This is a genomic window from Actinophytocola sp. NPDC049390, assembly GCF_044466355.1.
Classification (GTDB): Bacteria; Actinomycetota; Actinomycetes; order Mycobacteriales; family Pseudonocardiaceae; genus Actinophytocola.
In genome coordinates this window covers 92,307-114,297 of the sequence record NZ_JBITMQ010000020.1, presented here as the reverse complement: position 1 = coordinate 114,297, position 21,991 = coordinate 92,307, and the positions used below count along the sequence as shown (strand labels likewise).

21 protein-coding genes are annotated in these 21,991 nt (G+C 68.9%); 11 read left to right on the top strand and 10 right to left on the bottom strand.

Features of this window, described 5'->3' with window-relative positions; genetic code table 11:
* The first annotated feature begins 13 nt into the window (after positions 1-13).
* The 7 genes from ACIBVP_RS40635 to ACIBVP_RS40605 all read left to right on the top strand — a co-directional run bounded on the left by ACIBVP_RS40635 (position 14) and on the right by ACIBVP_RS40605 (position 8,487).
* A complete protein-coding gene (locus ACIBVP_RS40635; RefSeq protein ID WP_396111885.1) occupies positions 14-787 on the top strand; it encodes a hydroxypyruvate isomerase family protein in 774 nt (257 codons plus the stop codon).
* Complete coding sequence (locus tag ACIBVP_RS40630) at positions 784-1,671, top strand: 2-hydroxy-3-oxopropionate reductase (RefSeq protein ID WP_396111883.1); 888 nt, start codon at positions 784-786, stop codon at positions 1,669-1,671. Before ACIBVP_RS40635 ends, ACIBVP_RS40630 begins: the two co-directional genes overlap by 4 nt.
* Before the next feature lie 5 nt (positions 1,672-1,676).
* A complete protein-coding gene (gcl, locus tag ACIBVP_RS40625; protein WP_396111913.1) occupies positions 1,677-3,380 on the top strand; it encodes a glyoxylate carboligase in 1,704 nt (567 codons plus the stop codon).
* A gap of 114 nt (positions 3,381-3,494) precedes the next feature.
* Positions 3,495-4,445 carry a chitinase gene (locus ACIBVP_RS40620; RefSeq protein WP_396111882.1) on the top strand — a complete coding sequence of 317 codons (951 nt, stop codon included), beginning with the start codon at positions 3,495-3,497 and terminating at the stop codon, positions 4,443-4,445.
* Positions 4,446-4,580: 135 nt separating this feature from the next.
* On the top strand, positions 4,581-5,309 hold the full coding sequence (locus ACIBVP_RS40615) for an NUDIX hydrolase (RefSeq protein ID WP_396111881.1): 729 nt from the start codon (positions 4,581-4,583) through the stop codon (positions 5,307-5,309).
* Positions 5,309-6,454, top strand: coding sequence for a purine phosphorylase (locus ACIBVP_RS40610; RefSeq protein ID WP_396111880.1), 1,146 nt, complete (start codon positions 5,309-5,311; stop codon positions 6,452-6,454). The genes ACIBVP_RS40615 and ACIBVP_RS40610 overlap by 1 nt, the downstream gene beginning before the upstream one ends.
* A complete protein-coding gene (locus ACIBVP_RS40605) occupies positions 6,451-8,487 on the top strand; it encodes a hypothetical protein (protein WP_396111879.1) in 2,037 nt (678 codons plus the stop codon). The genes ACIBVP_RS40610 and ACIBVP_RS40605 overlap by 4 nt, the downstream gene beginning before the upstream one ends.
* On the opposite strand, the gene ACIBVP_RS40600 is transcribed toward ACIBVP_RS40605, so the two are convergent.
* Positions 8,444-9,271, bottom strand: a complete 828-nt coding sequence (locus ACIBVP_RS40600) for a LysR family transcriptional regulator (RefSeq protein WP_396111878.1) — start codon at positions 9,269-9,271, stop codon at positions 8,444-8,446. The genes ACIBVP_RS40605 and ACIBVP_RS40600 overlap by 44 nt on opposite strands.
* A 69-nt stretch (positions 9,272-9,340) precedes the next feature.
* Between ACIBVP_RS40600 and ACIBVP_RS40595 the strand changes: the two genes are divergently transcribed.
* Positions 9,341-10,015, top strand: a complete 675-nt coding sequence (locus ACIBVP_RS40595; protein ID WP_396111877.1) for an SDR family oxidoreductase — start codon at positions 9,341-9,343, stop codon at positions 10,013-10,015.
* On the opposite strand, the gene ACIBVP_RS40590 is transcribed toward ACIBVP_RS40595, so the two are convergent.
* The 5 genes from ACIBVP_RS40590 to ACIBVP_RS40570 all read right to left on the bottom strand — a co-directional run bounded on the left by ACIBVP_RS40590 (position 9,985) and on the right by ACIBVP_RS40570 (position 16,297).
* Positions 9,985-11,595 carry a glycoside hydrolase family 13 protein gene (locus ACIBVP_RS40590; RefSeq protein WP_396111875.1) on the bottom strand — a complete coding sequence of 537 codons (1,611 nt, stop codon included), beginning with the start codon at positions 11,593-11,595 and terminating at the stop codon, positions 9,985-9,987. The two genes, ACIBVP_RS40595 and ACIBVP_RS40590, sit on opposite strands and share 31 nt — an antisense overlap.
* A gap of 4 nt (positions 11,596-11,599) precedes the next feature.
* Positions 11,600-12,472, bottom strand: a complete 873-nt coding sequence (locus tag ACIBVP_RS40585) for a carbohydrate ABC transporter permease (protein ID WP_396111874.1) — start codon at positions 12,470-12,472, stop codon at positions 11,600-11,602.
* 5 nt (positions 12,473-12,477) lie between these two features.
* Complete coding sequence (locus ACIBVP_RS40580; protein WP_396111912.1) at positions 12,478-13,356, bottom strand: carbohydrate ABC transporter permease; 879 nt, start codon at positions 13,354-13,356, stop codon at positions 12,478-12,480.
* Between the two features lie 68 nt (positions 13,357-13,424).
* A complete protein-coding gene (locus ACIBVP_RS40575; RefSeq protein WP_396111873.1) occupies positions 13,425-14,789 on the bottom strand; it encodes an ABC transporter substrate-binding protein in 1,365 nt (454 codons plus the stop codon).
* A 488-nt stretch (positions 14,790-15,277) separates the two neighbouring features.
* Positions 15,278-16,297 carry a LacI family DNA-binding transcriptional regulator gene (locus tag ACIBVP_RS40570; RefSeq protein ID WP_396111871.1) on the bottom strand — a complete coding sequence of 340 codons (1,020 nt, stop codon included), beginning with the start codon at positions 16,295-16,297 and terminating at the stop codon, positions 15,278-15,280.
* A gap of 292 nt (positions 16,298-16,589) precedes the next feature.
* On the opposite strand from ACIBVP_RS40570, the gene ACIBVP_RS40565 reads away from it, so the two are divergent.
* Entirely contained in the window at positions 16,590-17,426 is an 837-nt protein-coding gene (locus ACIBVP_RS40565) for a Ku protein (protein ID WP_396111870.1), read from the top strand.
* A gap of 196 nt (positions 17,427-17,622) precedes the next feature.
* On the opposite strand, the gene ACIBVP_RS40560 is transcribed toward ACIBVP_RS40565, so the two are convergent.
* Positions 17,623-18,435, bottom strand: a complete 813-nt coding sequence (locus ACIBVP_RS40560) for an RNA polymerase sigma factor SigF (RefSeq protein ID WP_396111869.1) — start codon at positions 18,433-18,435, stop codon at positions 17,623-17,625.
* Positions 18,432-18,857 carry an ATP-binding protein gene (locus ACIBVP_RS40555; protein ID WP_396111867.1) on the bottom strand — a complete coding sequence of 142 codons (426 nt, stop codon included), beginning with the start codon at positions 18,855-18,857 and terminating at the stop codon, positions 18,432-18,434. The genes ACIBVP_RS40560 and ACIBVP_RS40555 overlap by 4 nt, the downstream gene beginning before the upstream one ends.
* Before the next feature lie 187 nt (positions 18,858-19,044).
* On the opposite strand from ACIBVP_RS40555, the gene ACIBVP_RS40550 reads away from it, so the two are divergent.
* Positions 19,045-19,338 (top strand): iron-sulfur cluster biosynthesis protein, encoded by a 294-nt coding sequence (locus ACIBVP_RS40550; RefSeq protein ID WP_396111866.1) that lies wholly within the window; start codon positions 19,045-19,047, stop codon positions 19,336-19,338.
* 23 nt (positions 19,339-19,361) lie between these two features.
* On the opposite strand, the gene ACIBVP_RS40545 is transcribed toward ACIBVP_RS40550, so the two are convergent.
* On the bottom strand, positions 19,362-19,691 hold the full coding sequence (locus tag ACIBVP_RS40545) for a plasmid stabilization protein (protein WP_396111865.1): 330 nt from the start codon (positions 19,689-19,691) through the stop codon (positions 19,362-19,364).
* Positions 19,692-19,772: 81 nt separating this feature from the next.
* On the opposite strand from ACIBVP_RS40545, the gene ACIBVP_RS40540 reads away from it, so the two are divergent.
* Positions 19,773-20,549 (top strand): isocitrate lyase/phosphoenolpyruvate mutase family protein, encoded by a 777-nt coding sequence (locus tag ACIBVP_RS40540; protein ID WP_396111863.1) that lies wholly within the window; start codon positions 19,773-19,775, stop codon positions 20,547-20,549.
* Here ACIBVP_RS40540 and ACIBVP_RS40535 read toward each other — a convergent pair.
* The gene (locus ACIBVP_RS40535) at positions 20,546-21,895 is read right to left on the bottom strand and encodes a dicarboxylate/amino acid:cation symporter (protein WP_396111862.1); all 1,350 of its coding nucleotides are present in this window, start codon (positions 21,893-21,895) and stop codon (positions 20,546-20,548) included. The genes ACIBVP_RS40540 and ACIBVP_RS40535 overlap by 4 nt on opposite strands.
* Positions 21,896-21,991: the final 96 nt, after the last annotated feature.

Sequence of the window (21,991 nt, the reverse complement as noted above, 5' to 3'; positions counted from 1 at the left end):
GGAGTTGTTCCGCATGCGTTTCGACGTCAACCTGTCCATCCTGTTCACCGAGCTGCCCATGCTGGAGCGCCCCGCCGCTGCCGCTCGCGCGGGGTTCGACGCGGTCGAGATGTGGTGGCCGTTCGACGGTCCGGTACCGGCCGACGCCGAACTGGACGCGCTCGAACGCGCCATCCGCGACGCCGGTGTTTCGCTGGTGGGGCTCAACTTCGACGCCGGGCACATGCCCTCGGGCGACCGCGGTCTGCTGTCGTCGAAGGCCACCAGCGGGCGGTTCCGCGACAACATCGACGTAACCGTCGGGTTCGCGGAGCGGCTCGGCTGCCAGACCCTGAACGCCCTGTACGGCAACACGACCGACGACTCCGACGTGGAGCTGGCGCTGGAAAACCTCGCCCTGGCGGCGAAGTCGGCGTCCCGCATCGGGGCCACGGTCGTCGTGGAGGCGCTCAACTCGTTCGAGAACACCCGGTACCCGCTCACCTCGACCACCGCGGCACTGCAGGTGATCGACCAGGTGCCGGGCACCGCGTTCCTCGCGGACTTCTACCACCTGGCGCGGATGGGTGAGGACATCCCCGCGCTGATCGAGAACCACGCGGACCGGTTCGGGCACGTGCAGATCGCGGACGTGCCCGGCCGCGGCCAACCGGGGACGGGAGAGCTGGACTACCCGGCGATCCTGCGGCAGCTGGCGGCGAGCCCCTACCAGGGGCCCGTCGGGTGCGAATACAAGCCGGTGGGCCCCAGTGACGAGAGTTTCGGCTGGTTGGAGGCTATGCGGTGACAAAAGTCGGGATCATCGGGCTCGGCATCATGGGCGGCCCGATGGCGTCGAACCTGCTCAGGGCGGGCCACGACGTCATCGGGTTCGACGTGGTGCCCTCGGCCCTGGAACGGCTGGCGGCCGACGGCGGCACCAAGACGGTGAGTGCCGCGCAGGCCGCCGCCGAGTCCGATGTGGTCATCACGATGCTGCCGAACCACCCGCAGGTGGAGGCGGTGGCGCTCGGCGAGGGCGGCGTGCTGGACAGCGCCAAGCCGGGCACGCTCTACATCGACATGTCGTCGATCCGCCCGGAGACCGCGCGCAGGCTCGCGGAGGTCGGGGCGGAACGCGGTGTCCGCGTGCTGGACGCCCCGGTGTCCGGTGGTGAGAAGGGCGCGGTCGACGGCGTGCTGTCCATCATGGTCGGCGGTGCGGCCGAGGACTTCGCGGCGGCACAGCCGATCTTCGACGTGCTCGGCAAGACGATCGTCCACGTCGGACCACACGGTGCCGGCCAGACCGTCAAGGCCGCCAACCAGTTGGTGGTCGGCGGCACGTACGCGCTGGTGGCCGAGGCCATCGTGCTGCTGGAGGCGTCCGGCATCGACGCTGGCGTCGGTCTCGACGTGCTCGCCGGTGGCCTCGCGGGCAGCCGGATCCTGGAACTGAAGCGGAAGTCCATGGTGGAGCGCCAGTTCGCGCCGGGCTTCCGGATCGACCTGCACCACAAGGACATGGGGATCATCCTGGACGCCTCCCGTGACGCGGGTGTGGCGCTCCCGATCGGCAACCTGGTGGCGGCGCTGATCGCGTCGGCCAGGGCGCAGGGGTATGGACAGTTGGACCATTCCGCACTGCTGAAGGTCGCGGAATCCCTCTCCGGCAAGGGAGACGCAGCGTGACCACCATGCCCTGTATGGAGGCCGCCGTCGCGGTCATGGAGTCCGAGGGTGTCGACACCGTGTTCGGCATCCCGGGCGCCGCGATCCTGCCGCTCTACGCCGCGTTGCAGCACAGCGGCATCAAGCACATCACCGTGCGGCACGAGGAAGGCGGCACGCACGCGGCGGACGGCTGGTCCCGAGTCACCGGCAAGGTCGGAGTGTGCATCGGCACCTCCGGTCCTGCCGGCACCAACATGATCACCGGTCTGTACACCGCGCTCGCCGACTCCATCCCGATGATCTGCATCACCGGGCAGGCGGAGCGCGCGAAGCTGCACCAGGAGGCGTTCCAGGCGGTCGACATCGTCGAGATCGCCAAGCCGGTCACGAAGTGGGCGGTGCAGCTCAAGGAACCGGGCCAGGCGCCGTGGGTGTTCCGGGAGGCGTTCCGGATCGCGCGCTCTGGCCGGCCGGGACCGGTGCTGATCGACCTGCCCATCGACGTCCAAAGAGGACTGTGCGACTACGACGCGGCGATCGACGCACCGCTGCCGATCGACGTCCCGGAGCCGCACCCGGCACGGGTCGCGGCGGCCGTGGAACTGCTGGCGAACGCGGAACGGCCGCTGATCCTCGCCGGTGGCGGCGTGATCATCGCGGACGCGGCCGACGAGCTGCGCGAGCTGGCCGAGACGCTCAACGTGCCGGTGCAGGTCACGTTGATGGGCAAGGGCGCGTTCCCGGAGAACCACGAGCTGTTCGCGGGCATGGCGGGCATCCAGACGCAGCAGCGGTGGGGCAACCAGGCGTTCCTGGAGTCGGACGTGGTGCTCGCGATCGGCGCGCGGTTCGGCGACCGGCACACCGGGACGCTCGACACCTACCGCGGTGACCGCAAGTTCATCCACGTCGACATCGAACCGACGCAGATCGGCAAGGTGTTCGAGCCGACGCTCGGCGTCGTGGGCCACGCCAAGCCGACGCTGTCCGCGCTGACGTCGCGCGCGCGGTCTCTCGGCGTGACGCACGGCGAGGTGTGGCCGTCGCGGGTGGCGTCGCTGCGGTCGACCCTGTTGCGGCGTGACGACTTCGACGACGTGCCGATCAAGCCGCCGCGCGTGTACCGGGAGCTGAACGAGCACTACGGCGAGGACACCACGTTCGTCACCGCGATCGGGCTGTACCAGATCTGGTCCGGGCAGTTCCAGCACACGTTCCTGCCGCGCCGGTACCTCGTGTGCGGGCAGGCCGGGCCGCTGGGCTGGGAGGTGCCCGCCGCGATGGGCGTCAAGTGCGCGTTCCCGGACCGGCGCGTGGTGGCGGTGGCCGGTGACTACTCCTTCCAGTTCCTGATGGAGGAGATCGCGGTCGCGGCGCAGTACCGGATCCCGTTCGTGATCGTGATGGTCAACAACGAGTACCTGGGCCTGATCCGCCAGGCGGAGCTGCCGTACGAGATGAACTACGCGGTGGACCTGCACTACGGCGAGGGCGGCATCGACCACGTGAAGCTCATGGAGGCCTTCGGGTGCCCGGCGGTGCGGGTCGAGCGGCCGGGTGACATCAGCGGTGCGCTGGAGTGGGCGGACGAGGAGTCGGCCCGGCTGTCGCTGCCGGTCCTGGTCGAGGTCATGGTGGAACGCGAGGCCAACGCCGCCATGGGCCCGTCGCTGGACAAGGTGAAGGAGTTCGAGCCGGTCCCGGAGCTGGCCCCGGCCGTCGACTGACCACGCGGTGCCCTCCGCTCCCTGGAGGGCACCGCCTACTTTCGTCGGTACCGGTTCCCGCGTGGTCTAGACCACACTGGCCCCGTCCTGTTCTCGGATAGGTCGGGGAGAGTTATGAGGTCCTTGCTGGCCGGCATCGTCGCCGCCGCCTCGTGTTTCGTGTTGCTGCCCGCGGCTTCGGCCGCACCGGCCGCGGTGTCACCCGCGGCGCCGTACCTGTTCCTCGGTTGGGGTGAACCCCCTTCGCCTTCAGCGGTGATGGAGGCGACGGGCGTGACGTCGTTCACCATGGCGTTCGTGCTGTCGGACGGCGGCTGCTCCCCGGCGTGGGACGGCTCGCGACCGCTCACCGGTGGCGCCGACCAGGCTGCCATCGACGAGATCCGCGCGGCGGGCGGCGACGTCGTCCCGTCGTTCGGCGGCTGGAGCGGCAACAAGCTGGGCCCGAACTGCGAGACGCCCGAAGCGCTCGCGGCCGCGTACCAGGAGGTGATCGACGCCTACGGCCTGACGGCGATCGACATCGACATCGAGAACACGGACGAGTTCGAGAACGAGACCGTCCAGGACCGGATCCTCGGCGCGCTCAAGATCGTGAAGGCGAACAACCCGGGGATTCGGACCATCGTCACCTTCGGCACCACGACGACCGGCCCGAACTACTACGGCAACCGGCTCATCGACCAGGCCAAGGCGCTGGACGCGGGCATCGACGTGTTCACGATCATGCCGTTCGACTTCGGCTCGTCGGACATCGAGACGGACACGATCAACGCGGCCACGGGCTTGAAGGACAAGTTGGTGTCGACGTTCGGCTGGTCGGAGGCCGAGGCGTTCCGCCACGTCGGCATCTCCGGCATGAACGGCCTGTCCGACCAGCAGGAGATGACGTCGCTGGAGACGTGGACCGCGATCCGCGACTGGGCGTCGTCGAAGAGCCTGGGCCGTCTCGCGTTCTGGGCGGTGAACCGGGACCGCCCGTGCGCGGGCGGTGGGGTGCAGTCCAACTGCAGCGGCATCGACCAGCCCGAGTGGGAGTTCACCCGTATCACGGCGGGCTTCTAGCTCGTTGGAACGACAGCGGGGTGGCCGGGTGTGCGGGCCGCCCCGCTGTCGTGTGCGTTGACCTCGATGCGACGTCCGGGTGAATCGCCGGCATCCGTCTTCCTGTCGATGTGACAAAAAGATACCGTCGAGCGCATGTCGGACGATGTGTGGACGCCTCCGCTCGTCATGGTCGCGGTCGACCTGGTCATCCTGACCCTGCGCGATTCCAGGCTGCACGTCCTGCTCGTCGAACGCGGCGTCGAGCCGTACCGCGGCGACCAGGCGTTGCCCGGCGGGTTCCTCAACAACGCCGAGGAAGGCGTGCTCGCCGCGGCGCACCGCGAACTGCGCGAGGAGGCCGCGCTCGACGGCCCACGCCTTCACCTCGAGCAACTGGGGGCGTACGGCGAGCCCGGTCGTGATCCACGCGGACGGATCATCTCCGTGGCGTACCTGGCGATCGCGCCGGGACTTCCCGAACCGGTCGCGGGCACCGACGCGGCCGGCGCCGGCTGGGTGCCTGTGGACCACGTCACGTCCGGCAGCGTCAAACTGGCTTTCGACCACCACCAGATCCTGCTCGACGGGCTTGAGCGTGCGCGAACGAAACTGGAGCACTCGGCCCTCGCGACCGCGTTCTGCACCGAGGTCTTCACGATCTCCGAGCTGCAACAGGTCTACGAAGCGGTGTGGGGCGTGGCGCTTGACCCGAGAAACTTCTATCGCAAGGTTCAGGGCGTGCCTGGCTTCATCGTGCCTGCCGGGACCGATCGCAGAACGACGAAAGGGCGGCCCGCTCGGCTGTTCCGGGCCGGCACCCGGACACTGCTGCAGCCACCACTGGTCCGGCCTCCCTCGTCGGCAACGGAAATGAGGGAGTGATGACGGACGGCATCGTCGTGATCCTGACCGCGCTGAACCTCGAGTACGAAGCGGTTCGGGAAAACCTGGAGAACCCGAGGGTGCACCGCCACAGCAAGGGCACCCGTTTCGAGATCGGGACGATTCGCGGCACGAGGTGCCGGGTCGCGCTCGGTCTCACCGACAAAGGAAACCATCGCGCCGGTGTGCTCGCCGAACGTGCGATCCACGAGTTCTCGCCCGTGGCCGTGTTGTTCGTCGGGGTTGCCGGAGCGTTGTGGGACACGCCCCTGGGCGATGTCGTGGTGGCCACGCACGTGTACGCCTACCACGGCGGAACCAGTGCGGACGACGGTCTGACAGCGCGGCCGCGGGTGTGGGAGATGGCCCATGAGGTGCACCAGATCGCGACGCACGTGTGCCGCGCCCGGGAATGGGTGACCGGACCGCCGGTGGGCACCCGAAGGCCCGACGTGCATTTCGGGCCGATCGCGGCCGGGGAGATCGTGCAGAACTCCCGGGTCTCCCGTGAGGCGCGGTGGATTCGCGAGCACTACAACGACGCGTTGGCGATCGAGATGGAAGCGGCCGGTATCGCGCAGGCCGGTCACCTCAACGGGTCGCCGGTGGCGATCGTGCGGGGGATCAGCGACCGTGCCGACGGGACCAAGTCGACCGGCGAAGACCGGACCTGGCAGCCGACGGCGGCGGCGAACGCCGCGGCGTTCGCGGTCCGGCTCGCGGCGGAACTCATCAACGACCGAGGACAGGTGGCCATGCACGAGGATGTCAACGCACGTCGTTTCGGCAACGTCAGCAACTTCTCCTCCGGTCAGGTCGGCATCCAGGCCGGCTACGTCACCGGGAGCACGGTCAACATGATCGCGTCGTCCCCGAGCCTGACACGCCGGGACGTCGCCGCCGAGTTGGTCGCGTTCCGGGACCAGCTCCGTCGTGAACGGTCCAACGGCACGGTCGACGACCACACCTACGTCGCGGCGGAGGCGGAGCTGGACATCGCGGACGGGGCCCTGGGCTCCGACACCGACGAGGGCAAGAGCACGTTCATGCTGGCCCTCAAACGGTTGCGGGGACTGGTCGCCGACGTGGCGGAACTGGCTGCGCGGATCGCGGCCGTCATAGCCGCGGCGAAGGGGTTGTCGTGACGACCCAGGAGACCGCGACCACGTCGAACACCGCGGAATACGGCTCGACCGTCGGGATTCAGGCCGAGCAGGTACACAACGCCACGATCAACATCGGGAAATCGGACCACTCGCCGGAGGAAAAGTTCAGGTTGGGCGTGTCGTTCCTCCAGGACGGGGTGCCTGCCCGGGCGCGGGAACTCATCAGGGAGGCCATCGCGCACGAGTACGAGAACGCCGAGGTCCGTTTCTACTGGACCATGGCGATGCTCAGCAAACGGGCGTACCGCGACCTGAGCGTGCCGGAGCGCGACCAGCTCGCCAGGATCCCGGACTTCCTGTCCCGGTATCCGGATGACGCGTGGAAACGCGGCCTCGCGGCGGTCAACGAGTTGCTGGAAGGCCTGCACAAAGGTGATCCCGGCCCCGCCATGGGGTCGATCCAGCGGTTGAAGGTCGACCAGCGGCAGGAGATCGTCCGCCACCTCGACCTCGTCCTCACCGGTAGTGCGAAAGAGATCCTGTGGCTCGAGGCACGGCAGAAGGCGGAGGCGGCGCGGCTCAGCGGCGACCGGATAAACCGGGTGTGGGCGTACTTCGAGCCCAAGCCGGCGGAGCCGAGGGCCTACCCGCCGAAACCCGCGGCATCGACGTTGTCGGACTGGGGACTCGGCATCCTGTGGTCGATGTTGCTGGCGGTGTCGGCCGTGTTCCTGGGGTCGACGGCGCTGGACTCCGGGCAACCGTTGGTCATGGCCGCGTGTGTGGTCGTCGTCGCTTCCGGCGCGTTGGCGTTCCGCAGCTCCCTGGAGTGGCGTTACCGGTCGGACCGGTTGCGCGCGTTCGAGCGGCGGCACGGAGACCGGCGTGTCGACACGCCCGACCGCGGTTTCCCGGCCAAGGTCGACGAGGCGTTGAAGTACAACTTCGGCGAGTACGTGCCCGACGGCAGCGAACGCAAGTGGTGGCTCACCCGCACGGCCGGGATACGTGCCGCGCTGCGGGAGGAGATCGTCGACCTGTACGGCCAGGACGACGACATCACCGTCGGCAACGTGCGGTGGCTCATCCGCCACCTGGCGCGTGACGTGTGCACGCGGTACGAGGCCAGGACGCTGCGCGCGTACCGCGAGGAGTGGAGCACCCGGCTGGGCACCAAGCTGACCAGCGCGTTGTCGTTGCCCGTGTTCGTGGTGTCCCTCGTCGCGGTCGCCGTCACGGGCGTGCGGGCGCACACCGTGCTGGGCACGGTCGTGGTGTTCGTGCTGTTGGTGGGCGTCCGGGTGACGGCGGAGTGCTGGTCGCGCATCGTCCTCGAACAGCGGCGGTTCGCGGACGACCAGCGGTTGCACGACGAGGAACTTGCCGCTCGGCGCGAGCAGCACGACGAGTGGGTGAGCGACATCGCTTCGCGCCTGCCCAACGAGACCGAGATGGAGACCTGGCTCAACTGCGACAAAACCATCATGCTCGACCGCGCGCTGCGGCACTACAAACTCACGTGGCAGGACGTCATCGCCCACGCGTTCCTGCAGACACCCGCGCTGAGATACAAAAGGGCCCGCACCGAGGGCTACCCGTGGCGCTATTCGCGGTACGACATGCGACTGTTCCTGATCACCCGTGACGGTGTCCGGGAGTACCAGTCGGAGTTCGACTTCGAGCGCGTGTTCATCGACCAGAGCGAACGCAACAACTTCCGTTTCGACGCGGTTTCCTCCGTGGGAGTGGTCATCACGAGCACGTGGACGTACACGCTCAAGCTGACGCTGACGAACGGACCGTCGAACGACATCCGGATCATGGATCCCACGCAGAAGCAGGACACGGCGACGGACAGGGAGGCGTTCTCCGAGCTGAACCTGGACGCCGCGGGATTCAGGCCGACGCTGCACATCCTCGAAGGCATCGCCGCCGAGGGCAAGGGGTGGATCGGGCGCGATCCCCAGCTGCGGCGGCCGGTCGGCTCGACGATCATCGACGACATGCGGGGCACGTCCGATGTCGTCGTCACCCGAGGTGCGCTGGCGCGCAGTTCACCGCCGCCTGGATGAGGGCGGCCAGGGGTTTCGAGCGGGAGTCCTCCTGCCACGCGATCGCCAGTGTCGAGATCGGGGCGTCGGTGACGGGTACGGTCACCAGGTCGTTGCGCAGGTGGTGCCGGACCGACGCGGGCAGCAGGGCGATGGTGCGGCCCAGCGCGATGAGCTGCAGCAGCTGCGCGGGGTCGCGGACCAGCGGGCCGCCGTTCGGTGGGTCGGCGGGCCACCGCGGGAACTGTTCGTCGCGGAGGTCCGCCAGCCTGAGCGCCGGGCGGTCGGCCAGGCGGTGGGTGCGGGGCAGCACCGCCACCTCCTGCTCGGTCAGCAGCTCCTCGTACGCGAGGCCCTCGGCGTCGTCGTGGGGAAACCGGAGCAGCGCCGCGTCGGCCTCGCCTTCGCGGAGGAGCCTCGCCTGCTGGCCGATGCCGCAGATGTGCACCTCCACCTCGACCGGCGCCGGGCTCGCCGCGTACTCGGCCATGATCTTCTCGACCAGGCCGCCGTCGCTGTCCGGTTTCATCGCCAGGACCAGCCGCGTGCCCGCGCGCCGCGCCCGCCGCTCCGCCGCCGACAACGCGGTCAGCGCGCGACGGCCCTCGCGCAGCAGGACCTCGCCCGCCGGGGTCAGCGAGACCTGACGGCTGGTCCGCTCGAACAGCGCGACGCCCATCCGCCGCTCCAGCTGCTGGATCGCCCGCGACAACGGCGGCTGCGCCATCCCCAGCCGGGTCGCCGCCCGGCCGAAGTTCAGCTCCTCGGCGACCGCGACGAAGTACCGAAGCTCCCGCGAATCCATACCGCCAGAGTATCGATTCCCACCCAACCGGTGTTGGACCCCGCGCTGACCAGCGGGAACTCTGGAGTCATGACAACCGCACTGGTGACCGGGGCCAACAAGGGGATCGGCCTCGAGATCGTGAAGCAGCTCATCGCCAAGGGGATGACCGTGTACCTCGCGGCGCGGGACCCGGAGAAGGGGGAGAAGGCCGCCGCCGACGTCGGGGCCCGGTTCGTGCGGCTCGACGTGACCGACGCGGAGTCGGTGCGACAGGCCGCCGAGACCGTCGGCTCGCTCGACGTGCTCGTCAACAACGCGGGCATCACCGGCGGGCGGGCGAACGCGCCGGGCGAGGCCGACGTCGACGCGATCCGGAACGTGTTCGAGACCAACGTGTTCGGGGTCGTCACCGTCACCGAGGCGTTCCTGCCGTTGCTCCGCAGGTCCGCGCGCCCGCGCGTCGTCAACATGTCGAGCATGGTCGGGTCGCTCGCGAACATGCTGGCCGGCGACACCCCCAACTCGCTGGCCTACGTGCCGTCCAAGACCGCGCTGAACGCCGTCACCGTCTCCTACGCCAGGGCCGAGCCGAGCATGCGGATCAACGCGGCCTGCCCCGGCTACTGCGCCACCGACCTGAACGGTCACCGTGGGCACCGCACCGCCGCCCAGGGCGCCACCGCCGCGGTGACGCTGGCGACCCTGGACGACGACGGCCCCACCGGGGGTTTCTACGACGAGGACGGTCCCATCGCCTGGTGAGTGCGCAGCCACACCGCCGTGTCCGACGGCAGGTCGGTGCCCTCCAGCGGCCCGCTCGCGAGCAGCACCTCCGTGTGTGGCGGCATGGGCACCGCCGCGCCGGAAAGGTTGACGACGCAGGCGAACCGGTCGTCACGGGCGAAGGCCAGCACGCCTTCCGGCACGTCGAGCCAGGTCATCGGGCCGTCGCCCAGGCCTGGTTCGGCGTGCCGGAGCCGCAGCGCCGACCGGTACAGCTCCAGCATCGAGTCCTCGTCGCCGGTCTGTGCCGCCACGGTGGCTGCCGACCAGTCGTCAGGTTGTGGCAGCCACGGTGCCGCGCCCGTGGTGTTGAACCCGTACGGCGACTCGGTGCCCGACCACGGCAGCGGCACCCGGCAACCGTCGCGGCCGATGTCCGTGCCGTTCGTGCGGCGGAACACCGGGTCCTGCCGCACCTCGTCGGCCAGGTCCTCCGCTTCGGACAGACCGAGTTCCTCGCCCTGGTAGATGTACACGCCGCCGGGCAGCGCGAGCGTCAGCAGCGCGGCCGCGCGGGCCCGCCGGAGGCCGAGCTGACGGTCGGTAGGTGCCTTGTGCTGGCGGTCGGCGAACGAGAACGACGTGTCCGCGCGGCCGTAGCGGGTGACGTGCCTGGTCACGTCGTGGTTCGACAGCACCCACGTCGCGGGCGCGTCGACCGGTGCGTGCGCGTCGCGCGTCGCGTCGACGACCTCGCGCAGCCTCTTCGCGTCCCACGGGCAGGACAGGAAGTCGAAGTTGAACGCCGAGTGCAGCTCGTCCGGCCGCAGGTACATGGCGAACCGCTGCGGGTCCGGCAGCCACATCTCGCCGACGAACACGCGCTTGTCCTCGTAGGAGTCGGCGATCTTGCGCCACTCGCGGTAGATCTCGTGCACGCCGTCCAGGTCGGAGTACGGCAGGCGGCCGTCCGGGTCGTCGACGTCCGGCAGCCCGTCTTGCTTGACGAGGCCGTCCGCGACGTCGATGCGGAAGCCGTCGACGCCGCGGTTGAACCAGAACCGCAGGATGTCGGCGAACTCCGTGTGCACCTGAGGGTTCGTCCAGTTCAGGTCCGGCTGCCGCGAGCTGTACAGGTGCAGGAACCACTGGCCGTCCGGCGCCTGCGTCCACGCGGACCCGCCGAAGCGCGACTGCCAGTTGTTCGGCGGGCCGCCGTCGACGCCGTCGCGGAACCAGAACCGTTCGCGCTCCGGCGATCCCGGGCCCGCGGCGAGTGCCGCCCTGAACCACGGGTGCTCGTCGGAGCAGTGGTTCGGCACGATGTCGATGATGATCCGGATGCCGAGGCCGTGCGCCTCCTCGATCAGCTTCTCGGCCTCGGCGAGCGACCCGAACACGGGCTCGATGTCCCGGTAGTCGGACACGTCGTAGCCGCCGTCGTCCATCGGGGACGGGTACCACGGGTTGAACCAGATCGCGTCGATGCCCAGGTCGGCCAGGTACTGCAACTTGGACCTGACACCTGTCAGGTCGCCCGTGCCGTCGCCGTCGCCGTCCGCGAAGCTGCGCACGTAGACCTGGTAGATCGCGGCACCACGCCACCAGTTGTCACTCACTCGTTCACCCCTTGAGACTGCCGGCCGTGAGACCGGCGAGGATCTGCCGTTGGAAGATCAGGAACGCGACGACCATCGGGATGCTCGCGAGCACGAGGCCCGCCAGCATCAGGTTGATCGGCGTGTCCGGCTCGAACCGCTGCAACGCGACGGACAGCGTCTGGATCTCCGGGTCCTGCAGGACCAGGAGTGGCCAGATGAAGTCCTTCCACGCGGCCACGATCGAGAAGATGGACACCACGGCGATGATCGGCCGCGACAGCGGCAGCACGATCCGCACCATGGTGCCGACACTGCCCGCGCCGTCGATCCGCGCGGCGTCGAGCAGTTCGGTCGGGATCTGGTCGAAGAACCGCTTCAGCAGGTAGATGTTGAAGGCGTTCGCCGCCGCGGGGAGCCAGATCGCGGCGGGCGAGTTGACCAGGTTCACCTCGACGACCGGCACCTCGGTGATCGCGAGGTACGTGGGCACCAGCAACGCGGACGCGGGCAGCATCAGCGTCGCCAGCATCAGCGCGAGGAGCCACCTGCCCAGCACCGGACGGAGCTTGGACAGCGCGTACGCGGCCGGGACCTGCACCGCCAGCTGGATCAGCCACGCACCGGCCGCGACGATCACGGTGTTCGTGAAGTACTTGGCGAGGTCCATGAACTCCCACGCCTGCGCGTATGCCCCGGCGCCGAAGGTCTCGGGCAGCAGCGTCGGCGGGTTGCGGGCCAGCTCCGGCGCGGTCTTCATGGCGCCCAGCACCATCCACAGCAGCGGGACCACGAACGCGACCGTGAACACCGTGATCACGAGCGCGAACACCAGCCAGTAGAGGAGCTTCCCGCGCCGTTTCTTCAGCGCCCACGGGGAGATCAGCGTTCGCTCCACTGTGGTCACCCCTTCGTCCTGGTCAGGCGCAGGTACAGCGCGGAGAACGCGCCGAGCGCGACGAACAGCAGCAGGCTCAGCGCGCTGGCCGTGCCGAAGTCGTTGTAGGTGAAGGCATAGCGGTACAGCAGGAGCAGCACGGTGACCGTGGAGTCCTCCGGTCCGCCGCCGGTCATGACGTACGGCTCGGTGAACACCTGCATGGTGGCCACGATCTGCATCAGCATCATGATCAGCAGCACGAACCGGGTCTGCGGGATCGTGACGTACCGCAGGCGCTGCCACAGGTTCGCGCCGTCCAGCTCCGCCGCCTCGTACAGCTCACCGGGGATGGTCTGCAACGCGGCCAGGTAGATCAGGGTGGCCGAGCCCATCGCCGCCCACGTCGCGACGAGCACCAGCGACAGCATCGAGGTGTCGGCGGAGTTCAGCCAGGCCAGCGGCGGCAGCCCGATCAGGCGCAGCATGCTGTTGAACAGGCCGGGACCCGGATCGTAGAACCACTTCCAGAGAATCGCGACGACCACCGGCGGCAGCATCACGGGGAGGTAGACCACGAGCCGGAAGTAGGCCTTCATGTGGCGCAGCTCGTTCAGCACGATCGCGACGGCGAACGGCACCGCGAACCCGATGACCAGCGCCATGCCCGTGAACAGCAACGTGTTCCGCCACGCCACGCCGAACAGCGGGTCGGCGAACAGCGTCCGGAAGTTCTGCCAGCCGACCCATTCCGCGGGGGTCACGAAGTTGACCTGCTGGAAGCTCAGCAGGACACCGCGGACGATCGGGTACCACGAGAACAGCGCGAAGCAGACCAGCGCCGCGCACAGGAACCCGTACGCGGTGAGGTTGTCGGTGACCGCGCGCCGGAGGCCCTTCTGCACGGGGCGGCGCGGCGCCCGCGCCGGACGCCTGTCGACGTCCGGCGCGAGCACGGCGGTGGTCGACACGGTTACTTGACCTGTGTCAGGGCGGAGTTGACCTTGCCTTCCGCGTCCGACAACAGCTGGTCGATGTCGGCGTCCTTGTTGGTCAGCACGCCCTGCATCACGTTGTCCAGTGCGGCGTAGACCTGCTGGGCGTTGGGTGGCTCGATCTTCTTGTCGAGGTCGGCGAGGCCGTCGACGTAGGGCTGGTAGTTCTCGACGGGCATGGTGGCGTACTTGGCGCGCAGGGTGCCCTGCTGGTCGCGCAGCGCGCCGGTCCAGACGTCGGAGGAACCCGCCGGCGGTGAGGTGGGCAGGCCGATCGGCTGGTCCTGCTCGGAGTACCGCTTGAGGTCGGCCTCCATGCGGTCCGGGTTCAGGTACTTCCAGGAGATCCACTCCAGGCCCGCCTTGATCTTCTCCGGCGACGCCTTCGGGTTGATCATGTAGCCCTCGCCGCCGACGAGGGTGCCGTTGCCGCCCGGCAGGGGCGCGAGGCCGTAGTTCGCGTAGTCGCCCTTGAACTGGTTGACCAGCACGGGCACGTTGTCCGGCGCGGCGATGTACATGCCGAGCTGGCCCGCGCCCATCATGCGCTGCACGTCCTCGATGACGAGGAGTTGCTTGCTGCCCATGGTGTTGTCGGTCCAGCGCATGTCGTGCAGGGTCCGCGCGACCTCCTTGCCCTTGTCGTTGTTGAAGTCCGCGACCCACCTGTCGCCGTCCTGCTTGGCGATGTCGCCGCCGACGGAGTACATCCAGGTCGTGAAGTGCCAGCCGCCCTGGTTGTTCTTGCTGTACTCGGCGAAGCCCACGGTGTTGTCGCCCAGGGCCGTGATCTTCTTGGCGGCGTCGCGGACCTCCGCCCACGTGGTCGGCGGCTTGTTCGGGTCGAGGCCCGCGTCGGTGAAGAGCTTGCGGTTGTACAGCAGGCCCATCGAGTAGTTCGCGGTCGGCAGGCCGTAGACCTTGCCGTCCTTGGTGAAGATCTCCTTGAGTTCCGGCTGTAGCTCGTCGTAGTGCGGCATGTCCTTGACGTACGCGGAGATGTCCGCGGCCTGGCGCCGTGCGATGAGGTTCGCGGGGTCGGTGAGGTAGACGTAGAAGACGTCCTCCAGCTGGCCGCCCGCGAGCTTCGAGTTGAAGGTCTTGGGGTCCATGAACCCCTCGCGGGGCTGGATGTCGATGTTCTCGTGCGTCCGCTCGAACTCGGCGACGTCCTCGTCGAAGATCTTCCGCTCGAACGGCTGCGTCTTCGGCGGCTGGCCGTTCACCGTGATCGTGATCTTGCCGTTCGCGCTGCCTTCGCCGCCGTCGCCGCAGGCGGCCAGGCTGACACCGAGCCCGGCGGCCAGCACGAGGCCGAACGACCTGCGCGTGAATGTGTTCATGGTTGTCGTACCCCTCCGTCGACGGGCCGCCGTCGGGGGGACGGTCCGTGTCTCGGGTAGCTGTCGGGTGGGGAAATTTGGTGAGCAACACCATAAGTGCGGTGAACGGAGTCTTGCAATAGTTCGACAGAGATTTGAAAAAATCTGACTCCGCCGCGACGCGTGGTGGTCGCGGATGGGTGACGGCGGGGTTGCGTTCGAGCCGCTGAACCGGTCATGTCGCCGCGGGCACAGCACGCGCGGCGATCCGGTGGTGAGGTGGCCGCGGGAGCGCTGACCCGGGTTCGGGTGCGCGTCAACCGCGTCGAGATCCGTCACGAGGGCGGCCGCCGGCCCCCGACATCCAGCCTAGAGCGGCGCACCGACAACGGACCGCCGCGAGGCGCGGGTTGTCCACAGTCGACGGGGTTGTCCACAGCGCACGGCTGCGCGCCGGGTTCTGTCGGTGGCTTCCGGTAGCGTGGTTCGAGGGGGCCGGAGGCCGGGCCTCACCCCAGTTCCGCCCGCTCCCTGGCGGGCGCCGCCGACGCGCGGACCACCAGTTCCGGCTCGAACAACAGCTCCTCCATCGACACCTCGTTGCCCGCGATGAGGTTCGCCAGCAGTTCGACGGCCGCCCGGCCCATCGCCTCTATCGGCTGGCGGACGGTCGTCAGCGGCGGGTCGGTGCACGTCATCAGCGCCGAGTCGTCGTAGCCGATCACCGACACGTCCTCCGGTGTGCTCAGCCCGAGCCGCCGGACGGCGCGGATCACGCCCAGCGCGAGCGGGTCGCTCGCGCAGATCAACCCCGTGATCCCGTTCTGCACCAGCCGCGTGCCGACCGCCTGGCCGCCCTCGACGGAGAACATGGTGTGGCCGATCGTGTGCTCGTCGACCGTCAGGCCGGCCCGGTCGGCGCACGCGCGGAACGCCGCCAGTTTGCGCCGCGACGGGATGTGGTCCCTCGGGCCCAGCACCATGCCGATCCGCTGGTGCCCCAGCGCGACCAGGTGGCCGAACGCCTGCTCGACCGCCACCGCGTCGTCGCACGACACGACCGGGTAGTCGAGGTCGATGGACGCGTTGACCAGCACCACCGGCAGCTTGCGCCGCACCAGTTCGTAGTGGTGCTCGTGGTTCGCGTCCTCCTCCGCGTGGCTGCCGCCCGCGAACACGACTCCCGACACCTGCTGTGCCAGCAACAGCTCGACGTAGTCCGGTTCGGACACGCCACCGGTGCAGGTGCACAGAACCGGGGTGAACCCCTGCTGTGCCAGCGCGCTGCCCACCACGTCCGCCAGCGCCGGGAAGATCGGGTTCTGCAGCTCGGGCAGCACGAGCCCCACGAGCCGCGCCCGCTCGCCCCGCAGCTGCGTCGGCCGCTCGTAGCCCAGCACGTCCAGCGCGGTGAGCACGGCCTGCCGGGTCGCCTCGGACACACCCGGCTTCCCGTTGAGCACGCGGCTCACGGTCGCCTCGCTGACCCCGACCTTCTTGGCCACTTCGGAGAGCCGTCGTTGCGCCATGCTTGCAAGTCTACGACAACACTTGCAGCCACTTGCGCTGGTTTGCGAAATGCCCGCCCCCCACCCCCGCGAGTCGCGCTCTCGCGCGCGCCGAGTTGGTGGTTTCGTGCACATCCGGTCTACCCGAAACCGACAACTCGGCATGTGCGGGAGCGCGACTCGCGGTGTTTGAGAGCGCGACTCGCGGGGTTGGTGATGGTGGACATGTGTTCGAAAAAGTTGTGACTTTTACCTGGTCAGGGGCACTTTTTCGGACTAGGATGGAGGGAGTCCGCGATTGGGAGGTTCGTCTATGCGAAGCGTCTGGAACGGCACGATCAGGTTGGGTCTCGCGAACGTCCCGGTGAAGGCCTACGGCGCCACCGAGGAGCGCGGCACCGGCCTGCACCACGTGCACGTGACCGACGGCGGGCGGGTGCGGCACCGCAGGATCTGCGAGGTCGACGGCGAGGAGGTGGAGCTGGCCGAACTGGCGCGCGGCTACGTGCTGCCGGGCGGTGAGACGGTGGTGCTGACCGACGACGACCTCGCCGGGCTGCCGCTGTCCACTTCGCGTGCCATGGACGTCCAGGCGTTCGCGCAGGCGGAGGAGATCGACCCGATCTACTTCGCGCGGAGCTACCACCTGGAGCCCGAGCCCGTCGGCGTGAAGTCGTACGTGCTGCTCGCCGAGGCGCTGCAGCGGTCCGGCCGCGTCGCGGTCGTCAAGATCGCGCTGCGGCAGCGGGAGAGCCTCGGGGTGGTGCGTGTCCGCGACCGGGTGCTGGTGCTCGAGACGATGCTGTGGCCGGAGGAGGTGCGCACGCCGGACTTCCCGTTCCTGTACCAGGACGTCGAGGTGAGCGAGCGCGAGATCCGCGACGCGACCGAGCTGGTCCAGGGCCTGTCGGAGAGGTTCACGCCCGCGCACTACACGGACGGCTACCGTGCCGCGCTGCGTGCGCTGGTGCAGTCCAAGATCGACGGCAACGAGGTGGTGCAGCCGACCGCCGAGTCGCAGCGCGAGGGCGCGGCCGACCTGCTGAGCGCGCTGCGCACCACGCTCGCCGACAGGCGGCTGCCGCGCCAGCGCGTCGAGGAGACGGCCCCGAAGGCGGCACGGAAGAGCCGCCAGACCACCAAGAGCTGACGTCACCGAGCAAGGGGCCCGTCCGGAGTTCGTCCGGGCGGGCCCCTTGCGCATGCCGGTCAGCAGATGGCACTCGACCGTCAACGGCGCCATCGCCGTGACCGTCGCCACCCGTCCTTTCCCAGGTAACTCCCTGGTTGCGGATGGTAACGGGCTACGTGAGTTTCTCTGACACCACGAACCGGTGCCTGACCGGCTACTTGTCCTCCGGGTCGGCCAGCAGGCCCTGGCGGAGCTGCTCCAGCGTCCGGGACAACAGCCGTGACACGTGCATCTGGGAGATGCCGATGCGCTCCGCGATCTGCGTCTGCGTCATGTGCCGGAAGAACCGCAGCGTGAGGATCTGGCGCTCCCGCTCCGGCAGCGACTCGATCAGCGGCCGCAGCGACTCGTAGTTCTCGACCCCGTCGAGCGCCTCGTCCGGCTGGCCGAGCGTGTCGCCGAGCGGGTCCGAGTCGGCGTCCGGCGACAGCGCCTCGTCCAGCGACATCGAGTGGTACGCGTTGCCCGCCTCGAGCCCCTCGTACACCTGCTCGGGCGTCAGGTCCAGGTGCTTGCCCAGCTCGCTGGGGGTCGGCGCGCGGCCGAGGCGCTGTGACAGCTCGGCGCTCGCCGCGTTGATGGCGAGGTTGAGCTCCTTGAGACGCCGCGGCACGTGCATGGACCAGCTCGCGTCGCGGAAGTGGCGGCGGACCTCGCCCATCACCGTCGGCACGGCGAAGGACAGGAAGTCGGTGCCGCGTTCCGGCTGAAACCGGTCGACCGCGTTGATCAACCCGAGGGTCGCCACCTGCACGAGATCCTCGCGGGGGACGCCGCGGTTGGAGAACCTGGCCGCGATGTGCTCCGCTAGCGGCAGGTGCCCGGTCACGAGCTTGTTCCGGAGCTCCGCGCGCTGGGGGGCGTCCTCGGCGAGCGCCGCCATCTCGGTGAACAGCGGGGTCAGGTGTTCGTAGCCGGTGGCCGAACTCTCGTGGTCTCTGGCGCGCGAACTCTGCGTCCCGGTCACCCGGGAAGCCCTTCCGTCCTGCGCTTCGCCAACTCGATGTTGACCAGGTGTGGGGCGTCGGCCTCGTCAGGGCCGTCCACCCACGTGGCCGTGTGGTCGGTGAGCGTGGTCAGCACGCGCCAGCCGAACGAGTCGCTGCTCGGCTTCGCGTCGCTTGTGGACGGAACCGTCACGGTGAACCTGATCTCGTCGTGGCTGACGCGGAAACCGCACGTCAGGGCCGCGCCGGGCGCGCCCTGCGTGATCAGCGTCGAGCACGCCTCGTCGACCGCGAGACGCAGGTCGGCGATGGAGTCCAGGTCGAAGTCCGCGCGCATGGCGATGCTCGCGGCGAGCGACCTGATGATCGGAAGGTTCGTGAGCACGGCGCCGATTCGCAGCTCGATCTCTTCTGGACTGCCGTCCTCGGTTCCCTCGAACATGTACCCGGAGTACCCACAATCTTGAGCAGAAACACAGGAGTTCGGGCCGCTTCATGACCGCGTTACCACACCGTATCGGGTCTGTCGGCCCTGCTCAACACACGCTGGTCACTACCCCGTTTGGCGCACGTGGGTTCGTCCGCATAACGTGGGCAGGGCAAGCCGTCGAAACGAGGGAGCCAAATACATGTTGGCGGTAACGGAAGCGGCTGCCGAGGCGATCAGTGCGCTGACCGCCCAGGGTGGCATAGAGCAGGAAGGCGGACTCAGGTTCGCCATGCAGAGCAGTTCCGACTCGCAAGCCGCGCTCGCGCTGAGCGTGGCACCCGCGCCCGCCGAGGGCGACCAGGTCGTCACGGCGAACGAGGGCGCGCACGTGTTCCTCGAACAGCAAGCGGCCGACTACCTGTCGGACAAGGTCCTCGACGTTCAACCGGACGCCGACGGGCAGCTGAGCTTCGCTGTCCTCGAGCAGGCCTGACCTTCCACAAAGGACCGGGTGGGTCACCGGCCGAGGGCCTTCTGCAGTTCCTTCTTGGTCATCGAGGAGCGACCCTTGATGTTCTTCTTCTTGGCCTCGTTGTAGAGCTGGTCCCTGGTCGGCCCGCCCGGTCCCTTGCGGTTGCCTGACCGTTCGCCGCCGCGCTCCTGCGGCGACTTGTCCTTCACCGACGTCCGGCTCGCGGACCGCGACTCACCGGACTGCGCGCGGTTCTTGTTCACCGTCCGCGCCGCGATCTCCTTGGCCCGGCCCGTACTGCGGCCCTGCTTCTTCTGGCCTTCCTTGATGTGCTCGTACTGTCGTTCGCGCTTGTTGCTCCACGACTGCGGCATCGTCACACCCCTTTCATGTTCCTGAGCTGGGTGTACCCAGTTCGGTCCCGGCCGAACCGTGCCCGTCCTACGGTGCGGCGCATGACACGTGCCGACACCTTCCGGGCCCTCCACGACGACTTCCTGCTCCTGCCGAACGCGTGGGACGCCGCGTCGGCGGCCGCGCTGGTGCGGGCGGGGTTCCCCGCGGTGGCCACCACCAGCCTCGGGGTGGCGGCGGGCGCCGGGCTGCGGGACGGGACGGGCGTGTCACGTGCCGAGACGGTGGCGCTCGCGGGCAGGCTCGCCGGGCTGCCGGTGCCGGTGTCGGTGGACGTCGAGGGTGGGTTCGGTGCCGATTCCCGAGGCGACCACGCCGACGACCCCGGCGCGGTGCGCGACCTGGGTCACGAGCTGGCGGCGCTCGGTGTGGCGGGCGTCAACATCGAGGACGGGCGGGAGAACAGCGGCCTCGTCGACCCGGCGCACCAGGCACGGCTCGTCGCGGCGATCGGGGAGAGCGGGTTGTTCGTCAACGCCCGCACCGACACGTACTGGCTGGGCGTCGACCGGGACAGCACGCTCGACCGGGTGCGTGCCTACGTCGACGCGGGCGCCGACGGGGTGTTCGTACCCGGCATGGTCGCGGACGCGGACATCCAGGCGCTCGTCGAGGCGGTGCCCGTGCCGGTGAACCTGTTGTTCATGCCGGAGAACCTGACGGTTGGCAGGTTGCGTGCGCTCGGGGTGCGGCGCGTGAGCACCGGTTCACTGCTGTTCCGCGCCGCGCTCGGGGCGGCACTGGAGGTCGCCGGAGCGGTCCGCGACGGCGAACCGCTCCGGCGTGACATCCCTGCCGTGCAAGAGATCCAGGGCTAGGCGGGCACCTTGTCCTTCTCGGACTCCTCGGCACGCGCCTCGGTCTCGTCATCGACGAGCGGCAGGTCGGTCGGCGCGTGCAGCGCCTCCTCGTCGAGGATGCCGGTGCTGCGCGACACCAGGATCGGCACGGCGATCTGGCCCGCCACGTTGGTGGCGGTGCGCATCATGTCGAGGATCGGGTTGATGGCGAACACGATGGCGACACCGGTCGCGATGACCTCGGCGGGCAGGTTCACGGCCGCGAGCGTGAGCGTCAGCATGGTGAACCAGCCGGTGGTGCCCGCGGTGGCGAGCGAGCCGAACACGGCGACCAGCACGATCAGCAGGTAGTCGCCGAACGAGAGCGTGATGCCGTTGAGGTTCGCGATGAAGATCGTGGTGGCGGCGGGGAAGACGGCGGCGCAACCGTCCATCTTGGTCGTCGTCCCCAGCGGTACGGCGAAGCTCGCGTAGCCGCGCGGCACGCCGAGGTTCACGGCGGCCTGGCGGGACAGCGGCAGCGTGGCGCCGGAGGACTGCGACACGAACGCGAACTGCAGCGCGGTCCACGACTTGCGGAAGAACGTCAGCGGGTTGATCTTGCCGACGAACCGCAGCAGGATCGGGTAGACGACGAACAGCACGAGCGCGCAGCCGACGTAGACGGCGACGATCAGCGAGAGCAGCGGCGCGAAGAACTCGTTGCCGTAGCTGGCGAACGCGTTGCCGAGCAGGCCGAGCACGCCGATCGGCGCGAGCCAGATGATCCAGCCCAGCACCTTCTGGATGAGGTCGAACGCGGCGCGGTTGAAGTCCACGAACACCTTCGCGCGGTCGGCCAGCGCGTAGGCGGCGCCGCCGACGAGCAGCGCGATGAACACGACCTGCAGGATGTTGCCCTCGCTGAACGCGCTGAAGATGTTGGTGGGCACGATGCTCTGCACGAACGCCCACCAGTCTCCGGGGTTGCGCTCGGCGATGTTCGCGACCGCGTCCTCCGAGGGCGTGACGCGTACGCCGCTGCCGATGTTGCCGATCGAGCCGATGGCGATGCCGATCAGGACGGCGATGAGCGAGGTGATGGCGAACCACATCAGCGTGCGGCCGCCCAGCTGTGCGGCCGTCCGCGGGCCGCCGAGGCCGCGCAGGCTGGTGATCCCGACCACGATCGCGGTGAACACCAGCGGGATGACCGTGAACTGGACGAGGCTGACGAACGTCTCCCCGATCCGTGACAGGGTGGTGGCGAGCCAGGACACGTCGGCCTGTTTGGCGACGAAGCCCAGCAGGGCGCCGAGCACGAGCCCGGCGAGCACGGCGAGCCCGAAGACCGTGTGCCGACGGCTACGAGTTGTTGTCGACATCTGTACTCCCGATGACGTCAGGTCGTGGCCGGACCGGGCCACCACCCTCATCCAACAGCAGGTTTGGTGAGTTTCTTCCGGCTCTCAAGATGTGGA